Origin of the sequence: Rhodococcus sp. 105337 (assembly GCF_012844225.1) — a bacterium.
Taxonomy (GTDB): Bacteria; Actinomycetota; Actinomycetes; order Mycobacteriales; family Mycobacteriaceae; genus Rhodococcus.
The window spans coordinates 24,705-51,700 of sequence record NZ_JABAGQ010000006.1; the positions used below are offsets into that span (position 1 = coordinate 24,705).

The 26,996-nt window shown below is 67.9% G+C and carries 26 protein-coding genes and 1 pseudogene; 13 read left to right on the forward strand and 14 right to left on the reverse strand.

Annotated features, from left to right (window positions below; genetic code table 11):
• Positions 1–5: 5 nt before the first annotated feature.
• The 5 genes and pseudogenes from dxs to HF886_RS11540 all read right to left on the reverse strand — a co-directional run.
• Positions 6–1,880, reverse strand: a pseudogene (gene dxs, locus HF886_RS11520) (1-deoxy-D-xylulose-5-phosphate synthase); the annotation flags it as partial.
• A 157-nt stretch (positions 1,881–2,037) separates the two neighbouring features.
• Complete coding sequence (locus tag HF886_RS11525) at positions 2,038–3,579, reverse strand: MDR family MFS transporter (RefSeq protein WP_169620737.1); 1,542 nt, start codon at positions 3,577–3,579, stop codon at positions 2,038–2,040.
• A 62-nt stretch (positions 3,580–3,641) separates the two neighbouring features.
• On the reverse strand, positions 3,642–4,106 hold the full coding sequence (locus tag HF886_RS11530) for a MarR family transcriptional regulator (RefSeq protein ID WP_169620689.1): 465 nt from the start codon (positions 4,104–4,106) through the stop codon (positions 3,642–3,644).
• Positions 4,107–4,234: 128 nt separating this feature from the next.
• Positions 4,235–5,527, reverse strand: coding sequence for a TRAM domain-containing protein (locus tag HF886_RS11535; RefSeq protein WP_296551153.1), 1,293 nt, complete (start codon positions 5,525–5,527; stop codon positions 4,235–4,237).
• The gene (locus HF886_RS11540; protein WP_169652369.1) at positions 5,524–7,521 is read right to left on the reverse strand and encodes an APC family permease; all 1,998 of its coding nucleotides are present in this window, start codon (positions 7,519–7,521) and stop codon (positions 5,524–5,526) included. Before HF886_RS11540 ends, HF886_RS11535 begins: the two co-directional genes overlap by 4 nt.
• A gap of 180 nt (positions 7,522–7,701) precedes the next feature.
• On the opposite strand from HF886_RS11540, the gene HF886_RS11545 reads away from it, so the two are divergent.
• The 4 genes from HF886_RS11545 to eutC all read left to right on the forward strand — a co-directional run bounded on the left by HF886_RS11545 (position 7,702) and on the right by eutC (position 11,386).
• The gene (locus HF886_RS11545) at positions 7,702–8,367 is read left to right on the forward strand and encodes a TrkA family potassium uptake protein (protein WP_169652459.1); all 666 of its coding nucleotides are present in this window, start codon (positions 7,702–7,704) and stop codon (positions 8,365–8,367) included.
• Between the two features lie 34 nt (positions 8,368–8,401).
• On the forward strand, positions 8,402–9,055 hold the full coding sequence (locus tag HF886_RS11550; protein WP_169620687.1) for a TrkA family potassium uptake protein: 654 nt from the start codon (positions 8,402–8,404) through the stop codon (positions 9,053–9,055).
• Between the two features lie 148 nt (positions 9,056–9,203).
• A complete protein-coding gene (locus HF886_RS11555; RefSeq protein WP_169652370.1) occupies positions 9,204–10,616 on the forward strand; it encodes an ethanolamine ammonia-lyase subunit EutB in 1,413 nt (470 codons plus the stop codon).
• Positions 10,613–11,386 (forward strand): ethanolamine ammonia-lyase subunit EutC, encoded by a 774-nt coding sequence (eutC, locus tag HF886_RS11560; RefSeq protein WP_169652371.1) that lies wholly within the window; start codon positions 10,613–10,615, stop codon positions 11,384–11,386. Before HF886_RS11555 ends, eutC begins: the two co-directional genes overlap by 4 nt.
• Before the next feature lie 21 nt (positions 11,387–11,407).
• Here eutC and HF886_RS11565 read toward each other — a convergent pair whose 3' ends face one another.
• Positions 11,408–12,085 carry a DUF3159 domain-containing protein gene (locus HF886_RS11565; RefSeq protein WP_296551161.1) on the reverse strand — a complete coding sequence of 226 codons (678 nt, stop codon included), beginning with the start codon at positions 12,083–12,085 and terminating at the stop codon, positions 11,408–11,410.
• Positions 12,086–12,166: 81 nt separating this feature from the next.
• Positions 12,167–12,544 (reverse strand): OB-fold nucleic acid binding domain-containing protein, encoded by a 378-nt coding sequence (locus tag HF886_RS11570; protein ID WP_169620683.1) that lies wholly within the window; start codon positions 12,542–12,544, stop codon positions 12,167–12,169.
• A gap of 133 nt (positions 12,545–12,677) precedes the next feature.
• Here HF886_RS11570 and HF886_RS11575 point away from each other — a divergent pair, with 133 nt between their 5' ends.
• Positions 12,678–13,442 carry an alpha/beta hydrolase gene (locus HF886_RS11575; RefSeq protein WP_169652372.1) on the forward strand — a complete coding sequence of 255 codons (765 nt, stop codon included), beginning with the start codon at positions 12,678–12,680 and terminating at the stop codon, positions 13,440–13,442.
• Here the strand turns inward: HF886_RS11575 and HF886_RS11580 are convergent.
• Together HF886_RS11580 and dut are read right to left on the reverse strand one after the other, a co-directional pair.
• On the reverse strand, positions 13,439–14,425 hold the full coding sequence (locus tag HF886_RS11580; protein WP_169652373.1) for a DUF3710 domain-containing protein: 987 nt from the start codon (positions 14,423–14,425) through the stop codon (positions 13,439–13,441). The genes HF886_RS11575 and HF886_RS11580 overlap by 4 nt on opposite strands.
• 1 nt (position 14,426) lies before the next feature.
• On the reverse strand, positions 14,427–14,897 hold the full coding sequence (dut, locus tag HF886_RS11585; protein WP_169620680.1) for a dUTP diphosphatase: 471 nt from the start codon (positions 14,895–14,897) through the stop codon (positions 14,427–14,429).
• 149 nt (positions 14,898–15,046) lie between these two features.
• Here dut and HF886_RS11590 point away from each other — a divergent pair, with 149 nt between their 5' ends.
• Positions 15,047–15,481, forward strand: coding sequence for a DUF3093 domain-containing protein (locus HF886_RS11590; protein ID WP_169652461.1), 435 nt, complete (start codon positions 15,047–15,049; stop codon positions 15,479–15,481).
• A gap of 174 nt (positions 15,482–15,655) precedes the next feature.
• Here the strand turns inward: HF886_RS11590 and HF886_RS11595 are convergent, their stop codons facing one another.
• Positions 15,656–15,958 (reverse strand): DUF4193 domain-containing protein, encoded by a 303-nt coding sequence (locus HF886_RS11595; protein ID WP_169620679.1) that lies wholly within the window; start codon positions 15,956–15,958, stop codon positions 15,656–15,658.
• Between the two features lie 381 nt (positions 15,959–16,339).
• Between HF886_RS11595 and cei the strand changes: the two genes are divergently transcribed.
• Entirely contained in the window at positions 16,340–17,023 is a 684-nt protein-coding gene (gene cei, locus HF886_RS11600) for an envelope integrity protein Cei (protein WP_169620678.1), read from the forward strand.
• Between the two features lie 92 nt (positions 17,024–17,115).
• Here the strand turns inward: cei and HF886_RS11605 are convergent, their stop codons facing one another.
• Positions 17,116–17,994 carry an inositol monophosphatase family protein gene (locus HF886_RS11605; RefSeq protein ID WP_169620677.1) on the reverse strand — a complete coding sequence of 293 codons (879 nt, stop codon included), beginning with the start codon at positions 17,992–17,994 and terminating at the stop codon, positions 17,116–17,118.
• 167 nt (positions 17,995–18,161) lie between these two features.
• Between HF886_RS11605 and ppgK the strand changes: the two genes are divergently transcribed.
• Together ppgK and HF886_RS11615 are read left to right on the forward strand one after the other, a co-directional pair.
• Positions 18,162–18,956, forward strand: a complete 795-nt coding sequence (gene ppgK, locus HF886_RS11610; protein WP_169620676.1) for a polyphosphate--glucose phosphotransferase — start codon at positions 18,162–18,164, stop codon at positions 18,954–18,956.
• 133 nt (positions 18,957–19,089) lie between these two features.
• Positions 19,090–20,463: an RNA polymerase sigma factor gene (locus HF886_RS11615; RefSeq protein ID WP_169620675.1), complete on the forward strand. Its 1,374-nt coding sequence runs from the start codon at positions 19,090–19,092 to the stop codon at positions 20,461–20,463.
• Positions 20,464–20,562: 99 nt separating this feature from the next.
• Here HF886_RS11615 and HF886_RS11620 read toward each other — a convergent pair whose 3' ends face one another.
• A complete protein-coding gene (locus HF886_RS11620) occupies positions 20,563–20,907 on the reverse strand; it encodes a DUF952 domain-containing protein (RefSeq protein WP_169652374.1) in 345 nt (114 codons plus the stop codon).
• A gap of 280 nt (positions 20,908–21,187) precedes the next feature.
• Between HF886_RS11620 and HF886_RS11625 the strand changes: the two genes are divergently transcribed.
• Complete coding sequence (locus HF886_RS11625) at positions 21,188–21,388, forward strand: hypothetical protein (protein WP_169620673.1); 201 nt, start codon at positions 21,188–21,190, stop codon at positions 21,386–21,388.
• Positions 21,389–21,486: 98 nt separating this feature from the next.
• Here the strand turns inward: HF886_RS11625 and HF886_RS11630 are convergent, their stop codons facing one another.
• Positions 21,487–23,214, reverse strand: a complete 1,728-nt coding sequence (locus tag HF886_RS11630; protein WP_169652375.1) for a DEAD/DEAH box helicase — start codon at positions 23,212–23,214, stop codon at positions 21,487–21,489.
• Between the two features lie 231 nt (positions 23,215–23,445).
• Between HF886_RS11630 and HF886_RS11635 the strand changes: the two genes are divergently transcribed.
• Positions 23,446–24,741 carry a YihY/virulence factor BrkB family protein gene (locus HF886_RS11635; RefSeq protein ID WP_240952122.1) on the forward strand — a complete coding sequence of 432 codons (1,296 nt, stop codon included), beginning with the start codon at positions 23,446–23,448 and terminating at the stop codon, positions 24,739–24,741.
• Here the strand turns inward: HF886_RS11635 and HF886_RS11640 are convergent.
• Positions 24,711–24,950 carry a DUF3039 domain-containing protein gene (locus tag HF886_RS11640; protein ID WP_169620671.1) on the reverse strand — a complete coding sequence of 80 codons (240 nt, stop codon included), beginning with the start codon at positions 24,948–24,950 and terminating at the stop codon, positions 24,711–24,713. The two genes, HF886_RS11635 and HF886_RS11640, sit on opposite strands and share 31 nt — an antisense overlap.
• A gap of 73 nt (positions 24,951–25,023) precedes the next feature.
• On the opposite strand from HF886_RS11640, the gene HF886_RS11645 reads away from it, so the two are divergent.
• Positions 25,024–25,383 carry a DUF3099 domain-containing protein gene (locus tag HF886_RS11645; protein WP_169620670.1) on the forward strand — a complete coding sequence of 120 codons (360 nt, stop codon included), beginning with the start codon at positions 25,024–25,026 and terminating at the stop codon, positions 25,381–25,383.
• A 27-nt stretch (positions 25,384–25,410) separates the two neighbouring features.
• A complete protein-coding gene (locus HF886_RS11650; RefSeq protein WP_169652376.1) occupies positions 25,411–26,889 on the forward strand; it encodes a class I SAM-dependent methyltransferase in 1,479 nt (492 codons plus the stop codon).
• The last annotated feature ends 107 nt before the right edge of the window (positions 26,890–26,996 follow it).

The window sequence follows — 26,996 nt, forward strand, 5'->3', positions numbered from 1 at the left end:
GGGGTAGCAGTCCATCCCGTCACACGGCGTACGACGTCCTCGACGGTGAGCCCGAGTTCCTGATGGATCTCGGAGCGCGACGCGTGATCGAGGAACCGCTGCGGCACCCCGAGGGCGCGCAGGGGTACGTCGATGTCGCGGTCGCGGAGCGCAGCGGCCACCGCCGACCCCACACCGCCGTGTGTACCGCTGTCCTCGATCGTCACGACGAGCCGGAATGCGCGCGCCAGTTCGGTGATCGATTCGGGGACGGGGAGCACCCACCGCGGATCGACGACCGCGACGCTGATCCCCTGCTCCGCGAGAACCTCGGCGGCGTCGAGTGCGAGTCGCACGAATGCACCCACCGCGACGACGAGCACGTCGCCGGAGCGTTCCTCGGGCATCCGCAGCACGTCGACGATTCCGTCGATGCGTTCGACGGCCGGGATGTCTTTCCCGACCGAGCCTTTCGGAAAGCGCAGCACGGTGGGGCCGTCGGAGACGTCGAGTGCTTCGGCAAGCTCTTCTCTCAAGGTCGCCGCGTCGCGCGGCGCAGCCACGCGAATGCCGGGGACGATGCCCAGGAGGGAGAAGTCCCACATCCCGTTGTGGCTCGCGCCGTCCGAGCCGGTCACGCCCGCTCGGTCGAGCACCATCGTGACGGGCTGCTTCAGCAACGCGACATCCATGAGCAACTGGTCGAAGGCGCGGTTGAGGAACGTCGAATACACCGCGACGACGGGATGCAGGCCACCGAGCGCGAGGCCGGCGGCGGACGTCACGGCGTGTTGCTCGGCGATACCGACGTCGAAGGTGCGGTCGGGGAACCGCTCGGCGAATTTCGAGAGTCCGGTCGGGCCGGGCATCGCCGCGGTGATGGCGACGACCTCGTTGCGTCCTTCCGCCTGGGCGATGAGTTCCTCGGAGAACACCGACGTCCAGTCGGGTGAGGACGACGACGATGTGGCCACACCGGTGCGCGGGTCCATGATTCCGGTCGCGTGCATCAGATCGGCCAGATGATTCTCGGCCGGTGCGTATCCGGCACCCTTGCGGGTCACGGCATGGACGATCACGGGGCCGCCGTAAGCCTTGGCGCGACGCAGAGCCGCCTCCATGGCCGGCTCGTCGTGGCCGTCGACCGGTCCGAGGTACTTGATCCCGAGATCGGTGAACAGCACCTGCGGGCTGACCGCGTCTTTGACGCCGGCTTTCATGCCGTGGAGCACCGAGTACGCCGTCGGACCGACCACCGGAAGCCGCTTGACGATCCGGCGGCTGTTGTCGAGGGCACGTTCGTATCCGGGCTTGAGGCGCAGCACCGCGAGATGGTCGGCGAGTCCGCCGATCGTCGGTGCGTAGGAACGGCCGTTGTCGTTGACGACGATCACCAGCGATCGGTCGGCACCGGCGGCGATGTTGTTCAGCGCTTCCCAGCACATTCCGCCGGTGAGCGCTCCGTCGCCGACGACCGCGACGACCGTGCGGTCGGGTTCCTCGGTCAGCGCGAAAGCTTTGGCGAGGCCGTCGGCGTACGACAGCGCCGCCGACGCATGCGACGACTCGATCCAGTCGTGCTCGCTCTCGGACCGGGACGGGTAGCCGGACAACCCCCCGCGCTGGCGCAGGGTGTCGAACCGATCTCTGCGTCCGGTGAGGATCTTGTGGACGTAGGCCTGGTGGCCCGTGTCGAAGAGGATCGGGTCGCGCGGCGAGTCGAAGACCCGATGCAACGCGATGGTCAGTTCCACGACGCCGAGATTGGGCCCGAGGTGTCCCCCGGTCGCAGCCACCTTCTCGACCAGAAAATTGCGGATTTCCCCGGCGAGCTGCGTGATCTCGGTGGGGGTCAACCGACGAAGATCGTCGGGGGACTGTATGCGGGACAAGACACCCACCTGGAGAAGCTCCCTCCGGCTCGGGATTCGCGCGTGGCCGCGCGAGCAAGTGATCACCAGTCTACGGAGCGATTGCAACAAGGGGGTGAGCGCACTCCGCAGAGACGGCGCCCGATATCGTGATGCACACGACATCGGGCCCCGTCCGCAACGTGCGTCACACGTCGGTCGTGTCCTTGGTGCGCTCGTCACCGGTCGGCTCCTCGACGAGGTCGATGGTGGTGCGCAGTTCCCGGTTGGGGATGACAGCGACTGCGAGCAACGTGATCACTGCGAAGCCCGCGGCCACGAGGAAGAGCGTGCCGGTGGCGTCACCGTAGGCGTGCTGCACGATCTCGACGACGGGCGCGGGCAGCACACTCAGGTCGAGGCTGCCTCCGCCGCCGGCCCCGGCATCGATGCCGAGCTTCGCGAATCCTTCGGCCGAGATCGTGGCGACTCGCGACGCCAGGATCGAGCCCAGGACGGAGACGCCGATCGCGCCACCGAAGGTGCGGAAGAACGCGACGGAGCTACTGGCCGCCCCGATGTTGCGCACGCTGACGGTGTTCTGGACGGCGAGCACGAGGTTCTGCATCAGCATGCCGGTGCCGAGACCCACGATCGCGATATATCCGCTGATGGCGAGCAGCGACGTGGTGTGGTCGATGGTCCCGAGCAGCGCGAAGCCGACGAGTTGCAGGACCGCACCCCCGATGAGGAAGCCCTTCCACTTACCGAAACGCGTGATGAGCTGACCGGACAGCATCGAGGAGACCAGGGTTCCCGCCACCATCGGAATGGTGAGCAGACCCGCCTCGGTGGGGCTGTATCCGCGTGCGGTCTGGAAGTACTGGCCGAGGAACGTGGTGGCACCGAACAGGCCGACACCGACGGCGATGGACGCGATGATCGCGAGCGCCGTGGTGCGCTCGGAGACGATCTTCGGCGGGATGATCGGGTCGGCAACCTTCGTCTCGACGATGATCGTCGCGATGAGCAGCGCCAATCCCACGCCGACGTAGAGCGCCGATTCGGCGGAGATCCACTCGTAGTAGCCGGCCTTCCCGGCGAAGGACACCCAGACGAGCAGCACGCTCACCGCAGCGGTGATGAGGGTCGCACCGAGCCAGTCGATGTTGACATTCTGCTTGCGCACGGTCTCGATGTGCAGGGTGCGCTGGAGCAGGACGAGAGCCACGACGGCGATCGGTACACAGACGTAGAAGCACCAGCGCCAGCCGAGGGTGTCGACGATGACGCCGCCGAGGACGGGACCGCCCGACATCGCGACGGCCATGACCGCGCCCATGTATCCGGAGTAGCGACCGCGCTCGCGGGGCGGGATGATGCTGCCGATGATCGCCACCACGAGGGCGGTCAGACCGCCCATGCCGATGCCCTGCACCACACGAGCAGCCAGCAGGATCGGCACGTTGTGCGCGACGCCGGCGAGCACCGACCCGACCACGAAGACCAGGATCGACAGCTGTACCAGGAGTTTCTTGTTGAACAGATCGGCGAACTTGCCCCAGATCGGGGTGGATGCCGCGTTCGCGAGCAGGGCGGTGGTGATCACCCAGGCGTACTGGGTCTGGGTCCCGTTCAGGTCGGCGATGATCGTGGGCAGCGCCGTCGACACGATCGTGCTGCTCAGCAGCGCGGTGAAGAGCGCGGCGAGCAGACCGGAAAGAACGACGAGGATCTCGCGGTGCGTCATCGGCGCATCGGCCTCTGCCTCAGGACCTGGCGGAAAAGCGCCGTGCCTGGAGTCGGTGGTGGTCATGAAGAAGTCCTTTGGGCGGTGGCGGTAGCTATCGGAAGCAATGAAGCGTTGAGCCGGCGGAGAACTGCGATCGCGTCGTCGACCTGCTGCTGATCCCAGTCGGCGAGTTCGGCGGACAATCGCTCGGTGCGCAGTTCGCGGACCGACTCGAGAACGTCCAGTCCCTTCCGCGTACATCGGAGGGTGTGTGCTCGCCGGTCACCGGGGTCCGGGCGTCTTTCGACGAGCCCCCGTTCGACGAGTTCACCGATCTGCCGGCTGAGCGAGGACTGACTGACGCACATCTCCGCGGCGAGTTCGCTGGGTCGGCACTCCCCCGCTCTCGCGAGGAGGATCAGCACCCCGACGAGCGTGTTGGGAAGCACTGCGGTCTCGTTGTGCGCGAGCGCCGAGCGCATCGTTCTACCCAGCAGAAAGATGGCGTCCACGAGTTCGTGCGCCGTCTCGGTCCGAACCGGCACGAAAACCTCCGAAGAAAAGTATTTGGTTACGACATGCAACTATAACATATAGTTGCTTGCTGTAACCAAATACTTCACGAAACGGACGAACCTCCCAGCGGCGTCACCGGCCGCTCAGGAGACCCTGCTCACCGGGTGAACAGCGCGAGGCACTCCACGTGATGAGTCGACGGGAACGCCGCGAACGCGCGGACTTCGGCGAGCTCGAAACCCTGTGCGCGGTACAGGCCCACGTCACGGCCGAATGCCGCGGGGTCGCATCCGAGGTGGATGACCCGGCGGGGCCCCGCCTCCGCGATGGCACTCACGACCTCCTTGCCCGCACCGGCGCGCGGCGGGTCGAGCACGACGACCTCCGGAGCCGGAAGCTCGCCGACGAGGCGCTCCACGCGTCCGTGCCGGAACGAGATCTGGTCCAGGTCCGCCAGCGCAGCCGTACCGTCCTCCACAGCGGTCCGCGACGACTCCACGGAGATCACACTCCCCCGGCTTCCCACCTGTCCGGCGAGCGAGGCGGCGAAGACACCGACTCCGCCGTACAGGTCCCAGACGGTGCTTCCCTCCGATGCCTGCGCCCACTCCGCGACGACCCCCGAGTACGTGGTCGGCGCCCCTCGATGGGCCTGCCAGAAACCGGTTGCCGCGACGGTCCACTCGCGATCGCCGACCCGTTCGACGGGTCGTCCCGATCCCTCGACGACCTTCTCCGCGCGAGGCGCACTCGTCGCAGCCCGGCGCGCGGCGGCGCCGCGGCGGCCGGGGCTCTTGTGACCGGTACCCGAAATCACGGGAGGTGCGATCTCGACGATGTGCCGGTCGCCGTTCGCATCCAGCACCACCTGCAGTTCGGCGCCGGGACGCCACACCTGGTCCGGCAAACCCCGGTAGGCGGCGGCGTCTATCTGTGGGCACGCAAGCTCGGGAACGACGTCGTTGCTGTGGTACCGCCGGTACCCGGGGCTGCCCGCGGCGTCGACCGCGAGCCGGACACGGGTCCGCCACAAGGTGCCGTTCGGCGACCCGCCCGGGATTTCCTCGACGGTGATGTCGCGCTCGACACCGCCGAGTCTCCGCAGCTGTTCGCTCACCACCGCGGCGGCAAAGCGGCGCTGCGCGGGCACGGAAGCGTGTGACATGTCGCAGCAGCCCGCACCGCCCGGCCCGGACACCGGGCACAGCGGATCGACCCGATCCTCGGAGGCTTCCAGGATCTCCACCGCGTCGGCGAAACAGAACGAGCCGCCGCGGTCCTCGGTGATCGACGCGAACACCCGCTCCCCCGGAAGGCCGTGGCGGACGAAGATCACCCGGCCTTCGAACCGGGCGACGCAGAAACCGCCGTGCGCGGGGTTGCCCAAGATCACCTCTACCCGGCGTCCGGACCAATCCGTGCGCGTGCCCTGTCGTTCCTGCCGACTCACTGCTGTTCCTCCTTGTCGAGACCCCGGCGCACCGCTCCGGGCGCCGAATCGATCCGTTCTCGTCCCACCGCTGCCGACGAGCGCAGCTGCCAGGGCACGCTCGTGACCATCACCCCGGGTTGGAAGAGGAGACGGCTCTTGAGACGTAGCGCACTCTGGTTGTGCAGGATCTGCTCCCACCAGTGACCCACCACGTACTCCGGGATGAACACCGTCACGACGTCACGCGGCGAGTCACGCCGGACACGCCGGACGTAGTCGAGCACGGGCCTGGTGATCTCACGATACGGCGACTCGACGACCTTCAGCGGAATGGTGAGGTCGCTGCGCTCCCATTCCCGGACCAGCTTGCGGGTGTCCTCCTCGTCGACGTTCACGGTAATCGCTTCGAGAGTGTCGGGCCGGGTCGCCCGCGCGTACGCCAGGGCGCGCAATGTCGGCAGGTGGAGCGTCGACACAAGCACGATCGAGTGGGTGCGACTGGGCAGAACCCCGTCCCACTCCGCACCTTCGAGTTCGGCCGAGATGGTGTCGTAATGACGACGTATCGCCTTCATCACACCGAAGATCGCCACCATCGTCGCGACCGCGATCCACGCACCCGCGGTGAACTTCGTGACGAGCACGATCAGCAGCACGGCCGTGGTCGCCACGAACCCGATCACGTTGACCGACCGTGAACGCTGCATCCGGCCACGGCTCGCCGGGTCCGTCTCGGTGGCAAGGAATCGGGTCCAGTGCCGGACCATTCCGGCCTGTCCGAGACTGAAGGCGACGAACACGCCGACGATGTAGAGCTGGATGAGCTTGGTCACTTCGGCGTCGAAGACCCACACGAACACGATGGCCAGACCCGACAGGAACACAATGCCGTTGCTGAACGCGAGGCGATCGCCGCGGGTGTGCAGCTGCCGCGGGAGGTACCGGTTCTGGGCGAGCACCGAGGCGAGCACGGGGAACCCGTTGTAGGCGGTGTTCGCGGCGAGCACGAGGATCACGGCCGTCACCACCGCCATCAGGAAGAACGCCACCGGAACGTCGCTGAAGATCGTCTGGGCCAGCTGCGCGACGAGCGTTTTCTGCTCGTACCCCTCGGGGGCACCCCGGAGCTGGGTCGCCGGATTCTCCGCCACCACCACGCCCAGACGCTGGGCGAGGAACACCACCCCGAGGAAGAGCGTCACGGCGATCGCTCCGAGCATGAGCAGTGTGGTCGCCGCGTTCCGAGCCCTGGGCTTACGGAAGGCCGGAACCCCGGTGCTGATCGCCTCGACACCCGTCAGCGCCGCACAGCCCGACGAGAAGGCCCGTGCGAGAAGGAAGATGAAGGCGATCGCGGTGAGGTCGGTCTGCTCGGCGACGAGCTCGAACTCCGCCGATTCCGCTCGCAGGTCCTCCCCCAGGACGAAGATCTGGAACAGCCCCCACCCGAGCATCGCGAGCATGCAGGCCACGAACGCGTACGTCGGGAAGGCAATGGCCTTGCCCGCCTCCCGGAGCCCACGCAGGTTCACCGCGGCGAGTATCGCGATGGCGGCGATGGCGAAGAGCACCTTGTGCTGCGCGACGAAGGGCACCGCCGAACCGATGTTCGCCGCTGCCGACGACAACGAGACCGCGACGGTGAGCACGTAGTCGACCATGAGGGCGCTGCCGACCGTCAGACCGGCGGTGGCCCCGAGGTTCTTCGTCGCGATCTCGTAATCGCCGCCGCCCGAGGGGTAGGCGCGCACATTCTGCCGGTAACTCGCCACGACGATCACGAGAACGGCGGCGACTGCGAGGCCGATCCACGGCGAGAACGCGTATGCGGACAAGCCGGCGATGGACAGGACGAGGAAGATCTCCTCCGGCGCGTATGCCACCGAGGACAATGCGTCGGAGGCGAATACGGGCAGGGCTATCCGCTTGGGCAGCAGATCGTGCCCGAGAGTATCGCTGCGGAACGGGCGACCCAGCAGGAGCCGTTTCGTGGCGGTGGAAAGCTTGGACACCTGCAAAGCCTAAGCCGTCCGCCTGGTGGAACACTGCATCGGACGCCGGTGTCCGTTTCCGCACGCCACCGACGCTTCGCCGAGTCCGACCGCGCGCCCGACCGCCGGGCGGTACGGTTCCGTTCGGCGACCACCGACCGTGGTCGCCTCCTCGACGATCGACGAAACGGAGTGTCCACGGTGTACGTGGTGGTGATGGGGTGTGGCCGGGTGGGTTCGTCCGTGGCCACCGCGCTCGTGCGACTCGGCAACGAGGTGGCGGTCGTCGACCGGGACCCGAGCGCATTCCTGCGGCTGGGACCGGATTTTCCCGGCCACACGGTCGTGGGGATGGGATTCGATCGGGACGTGCTGATCCGGGCCGGCATCGAGCAGGCCGACGCGTTCGCCGCGGTGTCGTCGGGTGACAACTCGAACATCATCTCGGCGCGTGTGGCCCGCGAGATCTTCGGGGTCGATCGTGTGGTCGCGCGGATCTACGACGCGAAGCGCGCGGCCGCCTACGAGCGCCTCGGCATCCCCACCGTCGCCACCGTGCCGTGGACCACGGACCGGTTCCTGCACGCGCTCACCCACGACAGCGAGGCGACGCGGTGGCGGGATCCGACCGGCTCGGTCGCAGTGGCCGGCGTCGACGTCCACGAAGGCTGGGTAGGTCGGCGCGTGACCGAACTCGAGGAAGCGACCGGTTCCCGCGTCGCGTTCCTCATCAGGTTCGGCACCGGCCTGCTGCCGGATCGCAGGACCGTGATCCAGGCAGACGATCTGGTCTACATCGCTGCCGTTTCCGGTTCTGCGGCCGAGGCGATCACACTGGCCGAGAACCCTCCGGCGGAGGACAACTGAGCACGATGACCCCGTCAACCGAGAGGATCCGTCGATGAAGGTCGCCATCGCAGGCGCGGGAGCCGTGGGACGGTCGATCGCCCGCGAACTCGTGCGCAACAACCACGAGGTCATGCTGCTCGAGCGCAAACTCGACCACGTCGAACCCGCTGCCGTGCCGGAGGCCGAGTGGGTGCACGCCGACGCGTGCGAGCTCAGTCTGCTCGAGGCTGCCGGTCTCGAAAACTACGATGTGGTGATCGCAGCGACCGGCGACGACAAGGTCAACCTCGTGCTGAGCCTTCTCGCCACCACCGAGTTCGGGGTGCCGCGCGTCGTGGCCCGCGTCAACGACCCCCGCAACGAATGGCTGTTCGACGAGTCGTGGGGGGTCGACGTGGCGGTGTCGACCCCTCGCATGCTCGCGGCGCTGGTCGAGGAGGCCGTCACCGTGGGCGATCTGGTGCGATTGATGACATTGCGAAGGGGTGCGAACCTCGTCGAAATCACCTTGCCCGACACCACCGCGCTCGCGGGCAAGCCGGTGCGCAAATTGCAGTTGCCGCGGGACGTCGCGCTGGTGACGATTCTTCGCGGTGAACGAGTCATCGTGCCGCAACCCGACGACCCCCTCGAGGGGGGAGACGAACTGCTGTTCGTCGCTGCGCAGGATGTCGAAGACGAGTTGCGCGCGGCCGTCGGCGTCTAGTCTCCCACTCCGCCGGGACCTCGGGACGATTCCCGTGCCGGGTCCCGGTTCCGGCCCTCACCCGACCGGCGCTGCACGGCTCACCTCGGTACGCTGTGCCGACCATGCCGCCGAGGCGTGACCGAGGGACTTCGGAGGTGACCGAACCATGACCGTGTATCGGCAGCAGATCGCCGGTGTCACATACGAATTCCAGGGTCTCGTGGATCTCCTGGCGAAAGCGTCGCCGCGGCGGTCGGGAGACGAACTCGCCGGGTGCGCCGCGCATTCCGACGCCGAGCGTGCGGCGGCTCAGTGGGCGCTCGCGGACGTGCCGCTGTCGGCCTTTCTCACCGAGGCGATCGTTCCGTACGACACCGACGAGGTAACCCGTCTGATCATCGACTCCCACGACGCCGACGCGTGTGCGCCCGTCGCGCATCTGACGGTCGGCGGCTTCCGCGACCACCTGCTCACCGTCGCGGCGCAGCCGGACCCTGCCCCCGCGCTGCGGGCACTCGCGCCGGGGCTGACCCCGGAGATGGTCGCGGCGGTCAGCAAGATCATGCGCAACCAGGATCTGATCGCGGTCTCGCGGGCAGCGACCGTCACGAGTGCCTTCCGCACCACCATCGGCCTCCCGGGCCGATTGTCGACCCGGTTGCAACCGAACCATCCGCTCGACGACCCGCACGGTGTCGCGGCGGCGGTGCTCGACGGCCTGCTGATGGGATGCGGTGACGCGGTGGTCGGCATCAACCCCGCGAGCGACTCCCCGCGCGCGGTGGGCGACCTCCTGCGGTTGCTCGACGACATCCGGCAGCGGTTCTCCATCCCGGTCCAGTCGTGTGTACTCACCCACATCACGACGACCATCGACCTGGTGGCGCAGGGCGCGCCGGTCGATCTGGTCTTCCAGTCGGTCGCGGGCACCGAAGGCGCCAACCGCGGATTCGGAGTCGATCTCGCCCTCCTGCGTGAAGGCAACGAGGCGGCGCGGGCGCTGCGCCGCGGAACGGTCGGCGAGAACGTGATGTATCTGGAGACCGGTCAGGGCTCGGCGCTCTCGTCGGGCACACACCTGGGCGCCGGCGGACGCCCAGTGGATCAGCAGACCTTGGAGGCCCGCGCGTACGCGGTGGCGCGTGAGCTCGATCCTCTCCTGGTCAACACCGTCGTCGGTTTCATCGGACCCGAGTACCTCTACGACGGCAAACAGATCATCAGGGCAGGGCTCGAGGACCAGTTCTGCGGCAAGCTCCTCGGCCTGCCCATGGGAGTCGACGTCTGCTACACCAATCACGCCGAGGCCGACCAGGACGACATGGACACCCTGCTCACGTTGCTGGGCGTCGCGGGCACCGCGTTCGTCATCACGGTGCCGGGAGCGGATGACGTCATGCTCGGCTACCAGTCGCTCTCGTTCCACGACGCGCTGTATGCGCGGGAGGTCATGGGTCTGCGGCCCAGCCCCGAATTCGAGGAATGGCTGCGGGCACAGGGCTTGGCCGACGATTCCGGGCGCATCCTGCCCGTCGATATGGCGGCCTCGCCGCTGCGAGCACTCGGAGGGGCGCTGTGACGGACGCGTGGGAGGCACTTCGGCGCCACACGCAGGCCCGCATCGGACTGGGACGGGCCGGCAACGGCTTGCCCACGCGGCGGCACCTCGAGTTCGTCGCGGCGCATGCGGCGGCCCGCGATGCCGTTCATGCACCTCTCGACGTGGAGTCCCTCGCACAGCAGCTGGAGGCGCTCGAATTCGATGATCTGCCCGGACGCCCGCGTCTCGGTGCGCCTCTGACGGTGCGCAGCGCGGCCGCCACCCGGGACGTCTATCTCCGCCGCCCCGACCTGGGACGCCGGCCCGAGGACGGGACCGCACTTCCCCACAGCGGTGCCGACGTGGGGATCGCTCTGTGCGACGGCCTGTCGTCGACCGCGCTCCTGGACCACGGCCCCGCGCTCGTCGCAGCGATCGTGCGTGCGCTTCCCGGGTCGACTTTCGCGCCGCCGGTCATCGCCACGCAGGCGCGGGTCGCACTTGGCGACCACATCGGCGCACAGCTCGGCGTCACGACCATGCTGGTGCTCATCGGTGAGCGCCCCGGACTGTCGAGCGCCGACAGTATCGGCGTCTACCTCACGCATCACCCCGAGCCGGGGCGCCGCGACTCCGAGCGGAACTGTGTGTCGAACATCCATCCGCCCGGCGGGATGACATGTGAGGGGGCCGCGCGGGTGATTGCTGCACTCGTGGACGGTGCTCGGCGGCTCGGCGCCTCGGGCGTCATGCTCAAGGACGGTTCGCGCGGTCCGGCGTTGGCCGACGGAGAACACCGCGCGTTGTAGCGCTGTCTCGTCCGGGCGACGTCACACCTCGCGGTGGCGGCCCGAGGGAGGAATCGGGGTCTCCCCCGGTTCCTCGGCTTCGGCGGCCTCGGGAGCCGGCTCGACGAGACGGTCGGCTTTGCGTACCGCCCACAAGGTCACCAGCAATACCAGGCCGGTGAGCGGCCAGCCCATTCCGATGCGGGCCACGGCCAGCCAGCCGGTTTCGTCGGCGTCGTAGAGGTGGTTCTGGACCAGATAGCGCGCCAGGAACACCAGTGCCCACGCGACGGTCGCGATGTCGTACGCACGGACGGCGTCCTTGTGCGACCGCCACCGTGAGCCCTGCCCGTTCAGCATCCCCCAGACCACGCCCACGAGCGGCCTGCGGACCAGCACCGATACGACGAATGCTCCGCCGTAGATCAGGCTGGCGTAGATCCCGAAGAGGAAGTACCCCTTGGCATCACCGGTGCGATACGCGATGAACGCGCACACCGCGACGCCGATGAAACCCGAGATCGCGGGCTGAATAGGGGTGCCTCGAATCAGCCGCCACGCCAGGACACCGCAGGCGACAGCCACGGCCGCCCAGATCGCGGCCGTCAGGCCCCACCAACTGTTCACCGGCACGAACACCAGGACGGGCAGCGTCGAATACACCAACCCGCTGATGCCACCGAGTTGTTCCAGCATCGTCTGCTGCCTGATGTCGCTCACTCCTACGAGAGTGCCATATTCCCGGGGCTACCCCGGTCGCGGACGTGCGGAGTCCCGTCGCGCCTCACGGTCCGCGCCCGGTCAGGCCGGGCCGCGCAATTCGTAGTAGGGGTTGTAGATCACCCGTCGCCCGTCGCGTTCACCGACTCGTCCCCGTACGAGCAGGGTCTTGCCGGTTTCTATACCCGGGATACGGCGGCGTCCGATCCAGACCAGAAGGATGGAGTCGGTGCCGTCGAACAACTCCGCCTGCACTGTCGGGGCGGCTGCTTTCGAGCACGACTCCACGCTGCGGAGCCGGCCGAACATGGTCACTTCCTGGCCGCGGGTGCACTTGACGACGGGAAGCGCGCCGGTCGAATGAGACGACTCGGCCATCTCTTCTGCGTCGAGTTCCTCGAGATCCTCGGTCAACCGACGAGTGAGCCGGCGTAGGTAACCGGCCGCGGCGGGTGGCATGGCGCGCTCCTGTACACGGTGGGCACATGTGTGTGCCCGAAGTTGTCGTTCGACCGCCACTGTAGACCGATTCCGGGCAAGCACAAGCACACCGAGTTGTGGTCCGGTTTCGAGCATTCGGCAGGATTGTGACATGCCCCGCACTGTGCCCTCCACCATCGATCTCAGCACTGTCACCGTCGCCGTCGTTCTGCCCGGCACCGGCTCGGATGCGAACTTCGTCGACCGCGTCTTCCGGGGCGCGCTGCGTTCCCGGGGAATCGACGTCGTGGCGGTCGATCCCGACCCTCGGGGAGTCGTGCGCAGCTACGTCCGCGCCATGGATGCTGCCGCGCGCAGCGGCCCGATCCTGGTCGGTGGAGTGTCGATCGGGGCCGCGGTCGCCCTGCAGTGGGCGGCGGAGCATCCGGATCTCGCTGCGGGAGTGCTCGCGGCCCTGCCCGCGTGGACCGGCGATCCCGCCGCGGCGCCTGCCGCGGCGAGCGCGCGATGGACTGCGTCGGAACTCCGTGCTCACGGTTTGGACGCGGTGACGGCCGCGATGGCGGCGTCGAGTCCTTCCTGGCTTGCCACAGAGCTGACCCGATCCTGGAAGGCTCAGTGGCCCGACCTGCCGTCGGCGCTCGAGGAAGCCGCCGGTATGCACGCGCTCGACGTGGACAGGCTGCGCGCTCTCGAGGTGCCGGTCGGGATCGCTGCGGCCGTCGACGATGCGGTCCATCCGTTCGAGACGGCGGAGCAATGGGCGCGGGAGATTCCGCGTGCCGCGCTGGGGAGCCTCCGACTGGCAGACATCGGCGCGGATCCGGGCCGGCTCGGCACGATGTGCCTGACGGCGCTCGACCAGGCGTGCGCCGGCCCGGCCCCGCGTGAGGACCGGACCGGCGGTACGGGCTAGAAGCCCAGCTGCTGCATAGCGGAGCCGGACTCGCCGCGGCGAGGCGGCTGCGGCTGCCGCGTGCTCGGCGGCGGCGGGTTCGTTCCTGCGCGCGCCTGCGGTGCGGGTCCACCCTGACGCGGCGCCGGAGGCGCAGCCGGGGCGCCTTGCGGACCGCGTTGCTGCTGTGGGGCGGCTCCCTGCTGAACGGGTTGCTGCTGAGCGGGTTGCTGTCGCGCCGCGGCTTGTTGCTGCGCTGCCGCAGCGAGCTGCTGCGCGAGTGCTTCGGGAAGGACGACGGGCAACGGCGTGCGCACCGGATACGGCTCTGCTCCTCGTCGCACCACAGTCCCCGCGACGACGGATCGCGCGAGCACTACCAGTTCCGAATCCCCTCCGGCGTTTCCGGCCGGACCGGCGACAACACACCGAATCATCCAGCGAGGGCCGTCCACACCGATGAACCGGAGGTCTGCGTTCGGCGTCACACCGTGCAGTTCCCTGCCCCACGGACCGGATTCCATACTCACGGTCGCGTTGTCGTTGCGCAGGGTCTCGGACAGTTCCGCAGCGACCTCGCGCCACTGACCCGGCGACTTCGGCGCCGCGTACGCCGAGACGGTGATCCGCCCGTACCGGGTGACGAGGTGAACGTTCTGCGGCGCACCGTTCTGCGCCATCTCGACCTGGATCTGGCTTCCCTGCGGGAGGGGCACCAGCACGGAGCCGAGATCGAGACGGGAACCGGTGAGGTCCTCTTCGTCGATCTCGGTGATGTCGAAGGGCCCTTCGTCGCCGGCGGCACCGGTCGCGTGGTCGTATCCCGCCTCGTCGTACGCGCCAGTGCCGTAACCGGCCTCGTCGTACCCGGCCTCGTCGTACCCGCCCTCGTCGTAACCGGCCTCGTCGTACCCGGCATCATCGAAGCTGCCGTCGTCCGCGTAGGACTGCTCAGCGCGATCGGCACCGGTATCCGGTCCACGATTCTTGCGACGTCCGAACATGTCAGGAACCTTCCTTCACGAGACCGGCGTGTCCGCCGCTCGATCCGTATCCGCCGCTTCCGCGTGCGGTGTCGTCGAGTTCGTCGACCTCCACGAACTCGGCGAGTTCGACGCGTTGGACCAGCAACTGGGCGATCCGGTCACCGCGGCGCAGCTCGACGGCGTTTTCGGTGTCGTGGTTGATCAGGCACACCTTGATCTCTCCACGGTATCCGGCGTCGACCGTCCCGGGGGTGTTCACCACCGACAGACCGAACTTCGCTGCGAGTCCGGACCGCGGATGGATGAGCCCGACGGTACCGATCGGCAGGGCAACAGAGATGCCGGTCCCCACGAGAGCTCGCTGGCCCGGTTGGAGAGTCAGGTCGGCGGTCGTGCACAGGTCGACACCTGCGTCACCGGGGTGAGCACGGGTGGGCACAGGGATCCCGGGGTCGAGGCGACGCAGCGGGATGCGCGGAAGGTCGGTCACGTGGACCGAGGTTACTCTGCGGATGCCTGTCCCCCGCTGCGGGCGCGAGGCCGTCCGATACGGGCGACTATCCTGGGCCTGTGTCTCGATCCTCTCGCTCCGGAGCGACTCCCGGCCGGACCACCGGCACCCCGACCTTCTCCGAACAGATGTGGGTGCCGTGGTGGTGGTGGCCCATCGGGCTCGGCATCGCTGCGTTGCTCGCGGCGGAACTCCATATGGGAGCGCCGGGCCTCTACGCGTGGCTGCCGTACGTGCTGCTGCTGCCCTTCCCGATCTGGGCTCTGATCTGGCTCTCTCGCAGCAAGGTCGAAGTGGTCGACGGGGAGCTGGTCGTGGGACGCGCACATCTACCGGTGGAGGTCATCTCACGCGGTGTGGTGGTTCCGGCGTCGGCGAAGAGCGCTGCGCTCGGCCGCCAGCTCGATCCGGCCGCATTCGTCCAGCACCGGCCGTGGGTCGGGACGATGGCGATGGTTGTACTCGACGATCCCGACGACCCGACGCCCTACTGGCTGATCAGTACCCGGCGTCCCGCCGAGTTGCTCGAAGCGTTGGGCTGCGACGTTTCCACAGGAAATTAGCCACAGGGAGCACCCGCGGGAAGCAACCATCAGGTCGCAACCACCCGGTCGCCGCAGCGCCCTGAGGTCGTCACACGGAGCGGCCGCGCGGCATGGTCATGCCGAGCGGCCGCGGGGCGACCTCAGGCTGCGCAGTCGCGGGGCGATCTCAGGCTGCGCAGTCGCGGGGCGATCTCATGCTGCGCAGTCGCGGCAGATCAGGACGCCGTTCTCCTCGGTTGCCAGTCGGCTGCGGTGGTGCACCAGGAAGCAGCTCGAGCACGTGAACTCGTCGGCCTGCTTGGGCACGACGCGCACCGACAGCTCTTCGCCGGACAGATCGGCACCGGGCAACTCGAAAGACTCGGCGGTATCCGATTCGTCGACGTCCACCACAGCGGACTGCGCTTCGTTGCGCCGCGCCTTCAGTTCCTCCAGTGAATCCTCCGACACCTCGTCACTTTCGGTCCGCCGCGGTGCGTCGTAGTCAGTCGCCATGTCCTCTTACCTTCTAATCTTCGTGCGGGCGCTCAGCAGAAGCACCGAAGGTGCTCCCGGCCAAGGCAACGCTCGACGGTGTCATGAAGTTCCCTGGGATAAGTCCGGAACACCGGACATACCCGAATACGTGCATTCGAACCCGCGTCGTGCAACTCCTACGACTCGGGCCGCCGAACAATAGCCGACGCGGACCCGAAATATGCAATCAATTTCGCCGCCCGCCCGGAATTGTCGAGCAATTGTCACCAACACCACAGAAACCCGTGGCATTCCCTCCCCGCGAAGGCAGACACCTCCGGAGGCCTCCACCTTCCGAAGGCGCCGCCCTCTAGAGTGAGTGCGCACCATCACCGGCACGAACACGAGAGGCAGGGCGGCGTGGTTTCCCTGATCACCCAAGGCACCGCTACCGACAAGCGCGGCCGGCCGTTCCGTCACCGCCGGACACTCCCGGCAGCGATCGCCGCGGCAGTCCTCGCGGCCGCGACCATCGTCGTCTGGACCTCGGTGTTCAGCTCGGTCGAGCCGGTGACCACCACCGTCGCATGCAACGCTCCGGCCCTCGGCGCATCAGGCCCGGACGGCGCCGAGCCCGCACCGCTCGGAGACGTCGTCGATCGGTCCACTCTGCTCGACGTCGAGCCCGCGCCCCTCGCAGCCACCCGCGTTCGCGTGTTCAACGCCAACGGCGAGCGTGGCCAGGCGACACACGTCGCTGCGCAGCTGAGCGACTACGGCTTCGCCAGCGCGCCGGATGTTCAGGCCGGCAACGACCCCGTGTACCTGGATCAGAACATGCAGTGCCAGGGACAGATCCGGTTCGGGGAGTCCGGTAAGGCCGCGGCGAGCGCGGTCTGGCTGCTCGCACCGTGCGCCGAGCTGGTCCTGGACGAGCGCGGGGACGACACCGTCGACTTCGCCCTCGGGACGTACTTCAAGGACCTCTCCCCCTCGGCGGACGCGGAAGAGGTCCTGCGGACCCTCCGCGAGGTCCCGGCCGGAGAGGGTTCGGCGCCCCTCGACATCGACCTTCTCACCGCCGCGCGCGACGCCCGTTGCTGATTACTTTTTCACTTCGAGTGCAAAAGGGGACGCCGCTCACTATTTCGACGTGACGCGACACAAAGCATATTCGGGTGAACCGGGCGGAATACTCAATTCGGCGCGGCGTCATTTGCGCCTAATTCGGCGAGTAACTCGTTGAAAGCGACCGCAATACCCGGCGCCGCCGCGACGGTGATCTCTCCGGCGTCGCCGAAACCCTCGGGCACCCGTACCGTCGCGCCCGCCTCGGCCGCGACGAGCGCACCCGCCGCCCAGTCCCACGGATTGAGGCCGTGCTCGTAGTGCGCGTCCACGCGACCCGCGGCCACCATGCACAGGTCGAGCGCTGCGGCGCCGATCCGCCGGATGTCGCGGACCCGCGGCAGGAGCGCTGCGACTATCGCGCCCTGATGAGCGCGCCGGCCCGGAGTGTAGGAGAAGCCCGTCGCCACGAGCGACATCCCCAGGTCGGTCACCGGGTTGCATCGCAGCGGCGTCTCCGTGCCGCGCGCGTCCGTGAGGGTCGCGCCCGCGCCCAGGGCAGCCGAGTACATGTCGCCGGACGTGATGTCGACGACCGCCCCCGCGATCGATCGGCCGTCCACCTGCGCGGCGACCGAGACGGCGGACGCCGGGATGCCGTAGACGAAGTTGACGGTGCCGTCGATCGGATCCACCACCCAGCACACTCCGGTCTCCCCCGTGCCGGCCACCTCGCTGCTCCCGCTCTCCTCGCCGAGAAACGCGTCCCCGGGTCGCAGCTCGCGCAAGCGGGCACGGATCAGGTCCTCGCTCTCGGTGTCCGCCACGGTGACGGGATCGGTATGCGTGGATTTCGTGCGGACCGAATCGGTGCCGTCGGATCCGGGCGGGCCGAAGAGTTCACCGCGACGGGCCCGGACATGGTCGGCGGCCTCCCGGGCAACCGTGACGGCCACCTCGCGCAGGGCGGACAATTCCGATGGGGTGGCGTTTCGCTCGGCAGGCATCTCCTCATCCGAACACACCCGCACGCAGGACACCAGCGCACCACTTGCGGCCCGCGGAAACGGAGATGCACCGGTTCGCGACCCCGCGCCGCGACGGACCACACTATCGTTGCGACACAGGCGCAGTCCGGATTCCCCCGGGCCGATCCGAGCGAGAGGAACACGTGATGACCCAGGACACCCCGACGGTTTCGTCGAAATCGGTGCAGTCGTCGAACCTGGGGTTCGGTGTCGACGTCGGAGGCAGTGGCATCAAGGGTGCGGTGGTGGACCTCGACACCGGGGAACTCGTCGGTGAACGCATCAAGATCCTCACTCCGCAGCCGTCGACACCGGATTCTGTCGCCGCGACGGTTGCCGAAATCGCGGACCAGGCCGGATGGTCCGGCCCGGTGGGTGTCACCCTGCCGTCGGTCCTGATGGGTGGAGTCGTGCGCACCGCCGCCAACATCGACTCGTCCTGGATCGGCACCGATGCGCACGAACTGTTCACGGGCGCACTCGGACGGCAGGACGTGTCCATCCTCAACGACGCCGATGCTGCCGGGATCGCCGAAGATCGCTTCGGCGCGGCGAAGGACACCGACGGAGTGGTCATCCTGCTCACCTTCGGTACGGGCATCGGCTCGGCCGTGCTGCACAACGGCGTCCTTCTCCCCAACACCGAATTCGGCCACATGGAGATCGGCGGGCGCGAGGCCGAACACATCGCGGCGTCCTCGGTCAAGGACAAGCTCGGTCTGTCGTACAAGCAGTGGGCCAAGGAAGTCTCCCGCGTTCTCGAGCACTACGAAGCGCTGCTGTGGCCGGACCTGTTCATCGCGGGAGGCGGGATCAGCCGTAAACATCACAAGTGGATCCCGCTCCTGACCAACCGAACTCCGGTCGTTCCCGCCGAACTGCGCAACGCGGCGGGGATCGTCGGAGCCGCATACGCAGCGAAAACCGGCGTAACACCCTGAGTCGCGCTCATCCTCCCCGGACGGAATCGTTACAATGGTCCTCAGCCGGCCGGAACCGGCCTGATCCCGACAGACCTCTCCGCCGGAACACCTCTGGCGCGACGCCGCACTACCTCGTCACGAAAGGGCGTACGTGGCAGCCACCGACATCCACACCGCTGATTCAGAGAACGAATCCGCACCCGTTGCAGGCGCCTCGGGCGCCGCCGCCGACGCTGACGGCACCGCCGCGGATACCGCGCCGAGCGCCAAGTCGCCAGCGAAGAAGGCCGCAGCAAAGAAGGCTCCCGCCAAGAAGGCCGCAGCGAAGAAAGCTCCTGCCAAGAAGGCCGCAGCCAAAAAGGCTCCCGCCAAGAAGGCCGCAGCGAAGAAGGCCGCCGGAGCGGCCGGCGAGGAAGAGTTCGACGCGACCAGCGTTGCCGATCTCGCCGACCTCGAGATCTCCGAGGGAGAACTCGCCACCACCGAGGATGTCGTGGTGGAAGAGGAAGAGCCCACCGAGAAGGACAAGGCGTCCGGTGACTTCGTCTGGGACGAAGAGGAGTCCGAGGCGCTTCGTCAGGCCCGTAAGGATGCCGAACTCACCGCTTCTGCCGACTCGGTGCGCGCGTACCTGAAGCAGATCGGCAAGGTCGCCCTGCTCAACGCCGAGGAAGAGGTCGAGCTCGCCAAGCGGATCGAGGCAGGCCTCTACGCCGTCTACCGTCTGCAACAGCTCGCCGAGAAGGGCGAGAAGCTGCCCGTCGCGCAGCGGCGCGACATGAACTGGATCTGCCGCGACGGCAACCGCGCGAAGAACCACCTCCTCGAGGCGAACCTGCGACTCGTGGTCTCGCTCGCCAAGCGCTACACCGGCCGCGGAATGGCGTTCCTGGACCTGATCCAGGAAGGCAACCTCGGTCTCATCCGCGCGGTCGAGAAGTTCGACTACACCAAGGGTTACAAGTTCTCCACGTACGCCACGTGGTGGATCCGGCAGGCGATCACGCGTGCGATGGCCGACCAGGCCCGCACCATCCGTATCCCGGTGCACATGGTCGAGGTCATCAACAAGCTCGGCCGCATCCAGCGCGAACTCCTCCAGGATCTGGGACGCGAACCCACGCCGGAAGAGCTGGCGAAGGAAATGGACATCACGCCCGAGAAGGTGCTGGAGATCCAGCAGTACGCGCGTGAGCCCATTTCGCTCGACCAGACGATCGGCGACGAGGGCGACAGCCAGCTCGGCGACTTCATCGAGGACTCCGAAGCGGTCGTCGCCGTCGACGCGGTGTCGTTCACGCTGCTTCAGGACCAGCTGCAGTCTGTCCTCGAGACCCTCTCCGAGCGCGAGGCCGGCGTCGTCCGGCTGCGCTTCGGCCTCACGGACGGGCAGCCGCGCACGCTCGACGAGATCGGGCAGGTGTACGGCGTGACCCGCGAGCGTATCCGCCAGATCGAGTCGAAGACGATGTCGAAGCTGCGGCATCCGTCCCGGTCGCAGGTACTGCGCGACTACCTCGACTGACAGAACAACGAGAACGAGGGCCACCCCGCGGGGTGGCCCTCGTTCTCGTTGTTCACTCCGGCACGCCCCTCGCTGCAGTCCGATGACGACGCCGGACACTCACAGTCGCGCGAACCGGCCGTCGGCGCCGGGCAGGTATTCGGTGACGGCGACGACCGCACCGACCGGCAGCGGGCCGTACAGGTGCGGGAACCGCATCGACTCGGGGTCTTCGGGCACACCCGGCTCGTAGCGCACCGGGTCGGTGAGCGCCGAGGAGTCCACGTGCAACAGCAGCAGGTCGGTCCGGCCGGCGAACAACCGGTTGGCGGGCAGATGCACCTGCGCGGGCGTCGACAGGTGCACGAATCCGGTCTCGCTCAGCGACAGCGGCGTCAGGGCGCCTGCGTCCCGAGCCCGGTCCCACTCGTCGCGTGGGCAGAGGTGGAGGAGAGTGTCGGTCATCGGCTCATTGTCCTCGTAGCGGTGTCGAATCTCTCCCCGCAGCCCAGCGCTGCCGGGACTCGCTGGTTCGACGCTGCGCTGTCAGCGAACACACCCTGGGACAAAGCTCCACGTCGGGGCCTTTTCGCTGGTCCATGCGTGAACCGCGCCACCATTGGGCACCCCGGGGAACAACGCATCGAACCGAAACGTCTGTCAGAGTAGATCCACCGCGCTACCCCCGGCGCGGCGGACCAGACCCCAGGCACCCGATTTCAGCGGTAGCCAGTTTGGAGGAGTCATGCCCGGTACGTTGACCAGCCCGAAGTTGACCGCTGCAGATCGCTGCGATCGGTGTAATGCTGCCGCTCGCGTGCGCGCCGTCCTTCCGACCGGTGGTGAATTGCTGTTCTGTGGCCACCACGCCAGCGAGCACACCGATCGTCTCCGTGAACTCGGAGCGACGATTGCCACCGAAGAGGAATCCGACGCGACCGTCTGATCCGCCGTCGAGAGCCACACGGCCCCGACATCCGACCCGAAGCGGGCGACCACAGCAGATGTGGTCGCCCGCTTCCGTCTGTTCCGGCTCTCCGTCTGTCACCAGCTCCGCAGGATCGCGATTCGATCTCGCAACTGCTCGACATTGGCCATCGCCGTCGGCGGACCTCCGCACTGCCGGCGCAAATCCCCGTGGATCACCCCGTGCGGCTTACCGGTCCGGTGGTGTACCACCGCGACGAGCGAATTGAGCTCACGACGCAACTGCGCCAGCGAATCGGCGGTCGCGACCCGCTCCGTGACCTGAGGGGGAGGTTCGTGCGCGGGAACCGCTTTCGGCTTCTCGAGTTGCTGTTCCTGACGTTGCCGCAGCAGGGCTCGCATCTGGTCCGCGTCGAGCAGGCCGGGCAACCCCAGATAGTCGGCTTCCTCGTCGCTCCCGGAGAACGTGGCGGTGCCGAACGAGGAACCGTCGTAGATCACCTGATCGAGTTCGGCGTCGGCACCGAGCGACTGGAACGCCTTCTCGTCCTCCCCCGGCTCGTCCTTACGGCGGTTGGCGTCGGCGAGCAACTCGTCGTCGAACCCCTCCTTCACCCGGTGGGGTTTGCCGAGAATGTGGTCGCGCTGAGCCTCGAGCTGGCTGGCGAGGTCGAGGAGGACCGGAACGGACGGGAGGAAGACGCTGGCGGTCTCGCCTTTGCGGCGTGCACGCACGAACCGTCCGATCGCCTGCGCGAAGTACAGCGGGGTGGAGGCGCTCGTCGCGTACACCCCCACTGCGAGACGGGGCACGTCGACGCCTTCCGACACCATTCGCACCGCGACCATCCAGCGCTGGGTGCTGGCGCTGAACTCCGAGATCCGCTTCGAGGCGGTGGGATCGTCGGACAGGACGACGGCGGGCGCCTCCCCGGTGATGACCTCGAGCGCTCGGGCATACGCGCGGGCGACTGTCTGATCCGTCGCGATGACGAGCCCACCGGCGTCGGGCATCCCCCCGGCACGCAACTGTTCCAGGCGGGTGTTCGCCGCCCGCAGAACGGCCGGGATCCAGTCGCCCTCGGGATCGAGAGCGGTACGCCACGCTCGCGCCGTCTGTTCGGCGCTCAGCGGCTCGCCGAGGCGTGCGGTGAACTCCTCCCCCGCATTGGTACGCCACCGCGCCTCGCCCGAATAGGCGAGGAACACCACGGGCCGCACCACGCCGTCGGCGAGGGCGTCGGCGTACCCGTAGGAGTGGTCGGCTTTGGACTGCATCAGTCCGTCACCGTTCGGCTCGTACGTGACGAACGGAATGGCGCTGTCGTCACTGCGGAACGGGGTACCGGTCAGCGCGAGACGCCGGGTGGCGTCACCGAATGCCTCACGGATGCCCTCACCCCAGCTCTTGGCGTCACCACCGTGGTGGATCTCGTCGAGGATGACGAGGGTGCGGCGCGCTTCGGTGCGTACCCGGTGTTTGAAGGGGTGCGAGGCCACCTGTGCATACGTGACGACCACACCCTGGAAATCACTCGAGGTCTGGCCCGTCGAGTTCGAGAAATTCGAGTCGAGGGCGATACCGACGCGCGCGGCACCCGCCGCCCACTGATGCTTGAGGTGTTCGGTGGGCGCGACCACCGTGATCTGATCGACGGTGCGGTCGCGCAGCAGTTCCGACGCGACACGCAGCGCGAAGGTGGTCTTGCCGGCGCCCGGGGTCGCCACCGCCAGGAAATCACGAGGCTTGGTCGCCAGGTACTTGGTCAGGGCGCGACGCTGCCAGGCGCGCAGCTGTCCCGCCGGGGCGGAGGTCGTAGCTTGTCCGACGGTTTCGATGCTCACCGGTTTCTCGTGCTCCTTGTCCGCATAGCTCTGATCGACCTCCGCCGGTGCCGCGACGCAGTGCGCCTCGACCGGACGCCGACCGTCATGAAGCCTAACGTCTCCGCGCGCCGATCCCGGTCACGAACCGCGCGCCGACGATCACCTCCGGCGGGATCGTGGCAGACTTTCCCTGCACCTACCGGCCCGGCTACGCGCATGACGGCACGTCGTCGGGAATGCTGGAAGCAGATGAACGACACACCCCGATCCCCCACCTCTCAGCCCCGCGGCCGCCTGCGGCACGCGGTACGCCGGACTGGGCAGGTCATCGGCCACACCCTGGCGATGTCCTGGAATCACTCGATCTTCAGCAAGGCGGCAACCGCGGCCTTCTGGCAGACACTGTCGTTGCCGCCACTGCTGCTCGGGCTGCTCGGCAGCCTCGGTTACGTGGGCGGATGGTTCGGACCCGACACGGTGGACATCATCACCTCCAAGATCGTCACGTTCACCCGTACGGCGTTCAGCGACAGCGTGGTGGACCAGATCATCCAGCCCACGGTCGAGGATGTCCTCAACCGCGGACGCGCCGACGTGATGTCCGTCGGGTTCGTGCTGTCGCTGTGGGCGGGGTCGTCGGCGATTGCCACCTTCGTCGATTCGATCGTGGAAGCCCACCATCAGCAGAACCACCGCAACCCGATCTGGCAGCGCATCTTCGGACTGCTGCTCTACGTGATGTTTCTCATCCTGGCGGTGTTCACCCTGCCGCTCGTCGCTCTGGGCCCGACGATGATCGGCCGGTTGCTGCCCGACTCCTGGTACACGCTCGGATCGAGCATCGTCGACACGTTCTACTACCCGGGTGTCGGACTGCTGCTGCTCCTCGGTCTCACCACGCTCTACAAGGTGGCCCTGCCGAAGTCGCTGCCCTGGCACCGGCTGCTCGGAGGTGCGCTGGTCGCCGGCGCGTTCTTCATCGCCGCGAGCGTGGGACTGCGCTGGTACCTGACGATCATCGCGTCGACCGGGTACACCTACGGAGCGCTGGCCGCGCCCATCGCGTTCCTGCTGTTCACGTTCTTCCTGGGATTCGCGGTCGTGCTGGGCGCCGAGTTCAACGCGACCGTTCAGGAGTTCTGGCCGGCGCGTGCGACCAGGATGGAACAGTGGAAAGAGTGGCTGTCGGCGCAGGCCGATCAGGTGCCGTCACCCGAACTCGGTCCGGTCACCAACCTCACGCGGCGGCTCACCGCGGCCAGCCCGATCCGGATTTCCGATCTGTTGCGCCCGGGAGACCAGCAACCCGAGGCGTGCCCGATCGACCGGCACGAGCGAGCCGACACCGACGGGGAGTGCATGGAACTCGAGCGGGGCGGCACGAAAGTCGACCGGCCCCGTCCGGACAGCACCGCACCCGAATATGCAGAAGCGGCCGGGGAAGAGAGTTCTCCCCCGGCCGACGATGCCGATGTACTACCGCTGGATCCGGGCGCCGGAACCGAGCCCGAGGCTCACTCGCCGCCTCTGCGGAGGCCTTCATAGACCTTCTTGCACTCGGGGCACACCGGCGAACCGGGTTTGGGCGATCGCGTCACAGGGAAAACCTCGCCGCACAACGCAACCACGTGGGTTCCCATGACCGCGCTCTCCGCGATCTTGTCCTTCTTCACGTAGTGGAAGAACTTGGGAGTATCGTCCTCGGTCGTCTCGTCGGGGGTGGTATCCGGCCGTTCCTTGGTATCCGTGCTCACGTATCCATGATGCCGCACGACGGCCGAGGATGCGCGTGTGCATCTCGGGACCTGTCGTGGGAAGGTGGAGGCTATGGCAAGAACTTCAGGTTTCGGTGGATCTCCCGACCACGGATCGCCCGATAACCCGGTTCTGATCACGGAGGCGTCGGCGTCTCTCGAGGACCAGCACCGAGCGCGGGTCCGCAAATACCTCACGTTGATGTCGTTCCGTATCCCCGCGCTCATCCTGGCGGCGATCGCGTACGGCGTCTTCGAAAACCCCTGGATATCGATGGCCATCATCGGCCTGTCGATCCCGCTCCCCTGGGTCGCCGTGCTGATCGCCAACGATCGGCCGCCGCGCAGCAAAGACGAGCCGAGCCGCTGGGACGGCCGTTTCGACACGAACCCCGCCATCGAGGCACCCGACCGCCGGGTCATCGACGGCTGACGCACGACGCCCTGCGAGAATGCCGGGGTGGACCGCGACCTGCTTCTGTCGATCTGCCCTGCCCTGCGCACGGCGCTGAACCGATCCCGCTACGACCTCGACGCCGTGCGGGAACTGCTCGGGCCCGAGGCGCACGCCGCATACGGTCGCGGGGAGCCGGTACCGGCGCGCCGCGCGGCCCGCGGGGCCGGTGATCTGGGTCTGCTCGTGCGCCTGTTCCTGTTGCAGGACACCTGCCCCGAGGACGACGTGGCACGCGCGCTCGCTCCCCTGTCCCCGGCCGACGCGATCCGGGCCGGACTCCTCGAACGCGACGGTGACGGCGTGCGCGCCGCCCTCGACCTCCGCCCGTTCGACGCCGGGACCGGCACGCGGTGGTTGCTCTCGGACCTCGACGGCTCTCTCCGCCCCACCGTCACCCGCCCCGACCATGTCCTCGGCGTCGGGCAGGCCTCCCTGTCGCTGCTCCACGCCACTCCCACCGACCGGGTCGGATCGGTGCTCGATCTGGGCACCGGATGTGGCGTCCAGGCGATCCGCGCCGCCGAGTACGCGGACACGGTGACCGCAACCGACATCACGCCGCGGTGCCTGACCCTCACCGCCGCCGGCGCGGCGCTCAACGAGATCGACCTGGAACTGCTCGAGGGATCGTGGTTCGAGCCGGTCGCGGGCAGGACATTCGATCGCATCGTCGCGAACCCGCCGTTCGTGGTGAGCACCGGCGACGTCGAGCACAGTTACCGGGACTCCGGGATGGATCTCGACGGCGCCAGCAAGCTGATGGTCTCGCAGGCGGTCCGGTATCTGAACCCCGGTGGAACCGCTGCGATGCTCGCGTCGTGGGTGCACGTCGACGGTGAGGACTGGCGGGCCCGCGTCGCCTCCTGGCTCCCTTCGCACGGCGTCGACGCCTGGGTCGTCCAGCGAGACGTCGCGGACCCCGCGCTCTACGTGGGGACGTGGCTGCGCGACGGCGACGCCGACGAGCGCGACCCCGACGGTGCAGCCCTCGCCGAGCAGTGGCTCGACCACTTCGAACGCAACGGCGTCGAGGGCGTCGGGTTCGGATTCGTCTATCTGAGGCGGACCGACGGCCCGTCGGACGTGCTCGCCGAAGACCTGCGGCACGGGTCCACCGATTCCCTCGGGAACGAGGCGGTCGACTACTTCCGGCGTGTCGAGTGGCTCCGGAACCACGATGTGCTCGGCGCGCGGTTCACTCTGCGGCCCGACACCGCTCTCGAGCGGGTCTATCTTCCCGGCGCGGAGGGCTGGAAAGAAGCCGTCGTCCGCGTGCACCGCGGCAACGGACCCGGGTGGCAACACGAGATCGACGACCTCGCCGCGGCGCTGCTCGCAGGATTCCGGGCCGACGGATTGCCGTTGGAGGACCTGGTGACGTTGCTTGCCGCCGCACACGGGGAAGACGAGGACGCGTTGGCGGCACAGGCCGTCTCGCTCGTCCAGGGTCTGGTCCGGCACGGACTGGTCGAACCGGCCTGATTCCGGCGTCTGCGGCGGTGGCGGGTTCCGCCTGGACGATCTCTCAGGAACTTCTCAGGACGAGCGGCAGGTTTCCGCAGGTCAGTGCGGTCGTGCTCACAGTCTTA

Excerpts from the sequence above, each read along its gene's own strand:
- HF886_RS11525 (WP_169620737.1), bottom strand. The coding sequence starts at position 3,579 with ATGACGCACCGCGAGATCCTCGTCGTTCTTTCCGGTCTGCTCGCCGCG.
- HF886_RS11550 (WP_169620687.1), top strand. The coding sequence starts at position 8,402 with ATGAAGGTCGCCATCGCAGGCGCGGGAGCCGTGGGACGGTCGATCGCC.
- HF886_RS11555 (WP_169652370.1), top strand. The coding sequence starts at position 9,204 with ATGACCGTGTATCGGCAGCAGATCGCCGGTGTCACATACGAATTCCAG.
- HF886_RS11570 (WP_169620683.1), bottom strand. The coding sequence starts at position 12,544 with ATGCCACCCGCCGCGGCCGGTTACCTACGCCGGCTCACTCGTCGGTTG.
- HF886_RS11575 (WP_169652372.1), top strand. The coding sequence starts at position 12,678 with ATGCCCCGCACTGTGCCCTCCACCATCGATCTCAGCACTGTCACCGTC.
- HF886_RS11580 (WP_169652373.1), bottom strand. The coding sequence starts at position 14,425 with ATGTTCGGACGTCGCAAGAATCGTGGACCGGATACCGGTGCCGATCGC.
- HF886_RS11590 (WP_169652461.1), top strand. The coding sequence starts at position 15,047 with ATGTGGGTGCCGTGGTGGTGGTGGCCCATCGGGCTCGGCATCGCTGCG.
- HF886_RS11595 (WP_169620679.1), bottom strand. The coding sequence starts at position 15,958 with ATGGCGACTGACTACGACGCACCGCGGCGGACCGAAAGTGACGAGGTG.
- HF886_RS11605 (WP_169620677.1), bottom strand. The coding sequence starts at position 17,994 with ATGCCTGCCGAGCGAAACGCCACCCCATCGGAATTGTCCGCCCTGCGC.
- ppgK (WP_169620676.1), top strand. The coding sequence starts at position 18,162 with ATGACCCAGGACACCCCGACGGTTTCGTCGAAATCGGTGCAGTCGTCG.
- HF886_RS11620 (WP_169652374.1), bottom strand. The coding sequence starts at position 20,907 with ATGACCGACACTCTCCTCCACCTCTGCCCACGCGACGAGTGGGACCGG.
- HF886_RS11625 (WP_169620673.1), top strand. The coding sequence starts at position 21,188 with ATGCCCGGTACGTTGACCAGCCCGAAGTTGACCGCTGCAGATCGCTGC.
- HF886_RS11635 (WP_240952122.1), top strand. The coding sequence starts at position 23,446 with ATGAACGACACACCCCGATCCCCCACCTCTCAGCCCCGCGGCCGCCTG.
- HF886_RS11645 (WP_169620670.1), top strand. The coding sequence starts at position 25,024 with ATGGCAAGAACTTCAGGTTTCGGTGGATCTCCCGACCACGGATCGCCC.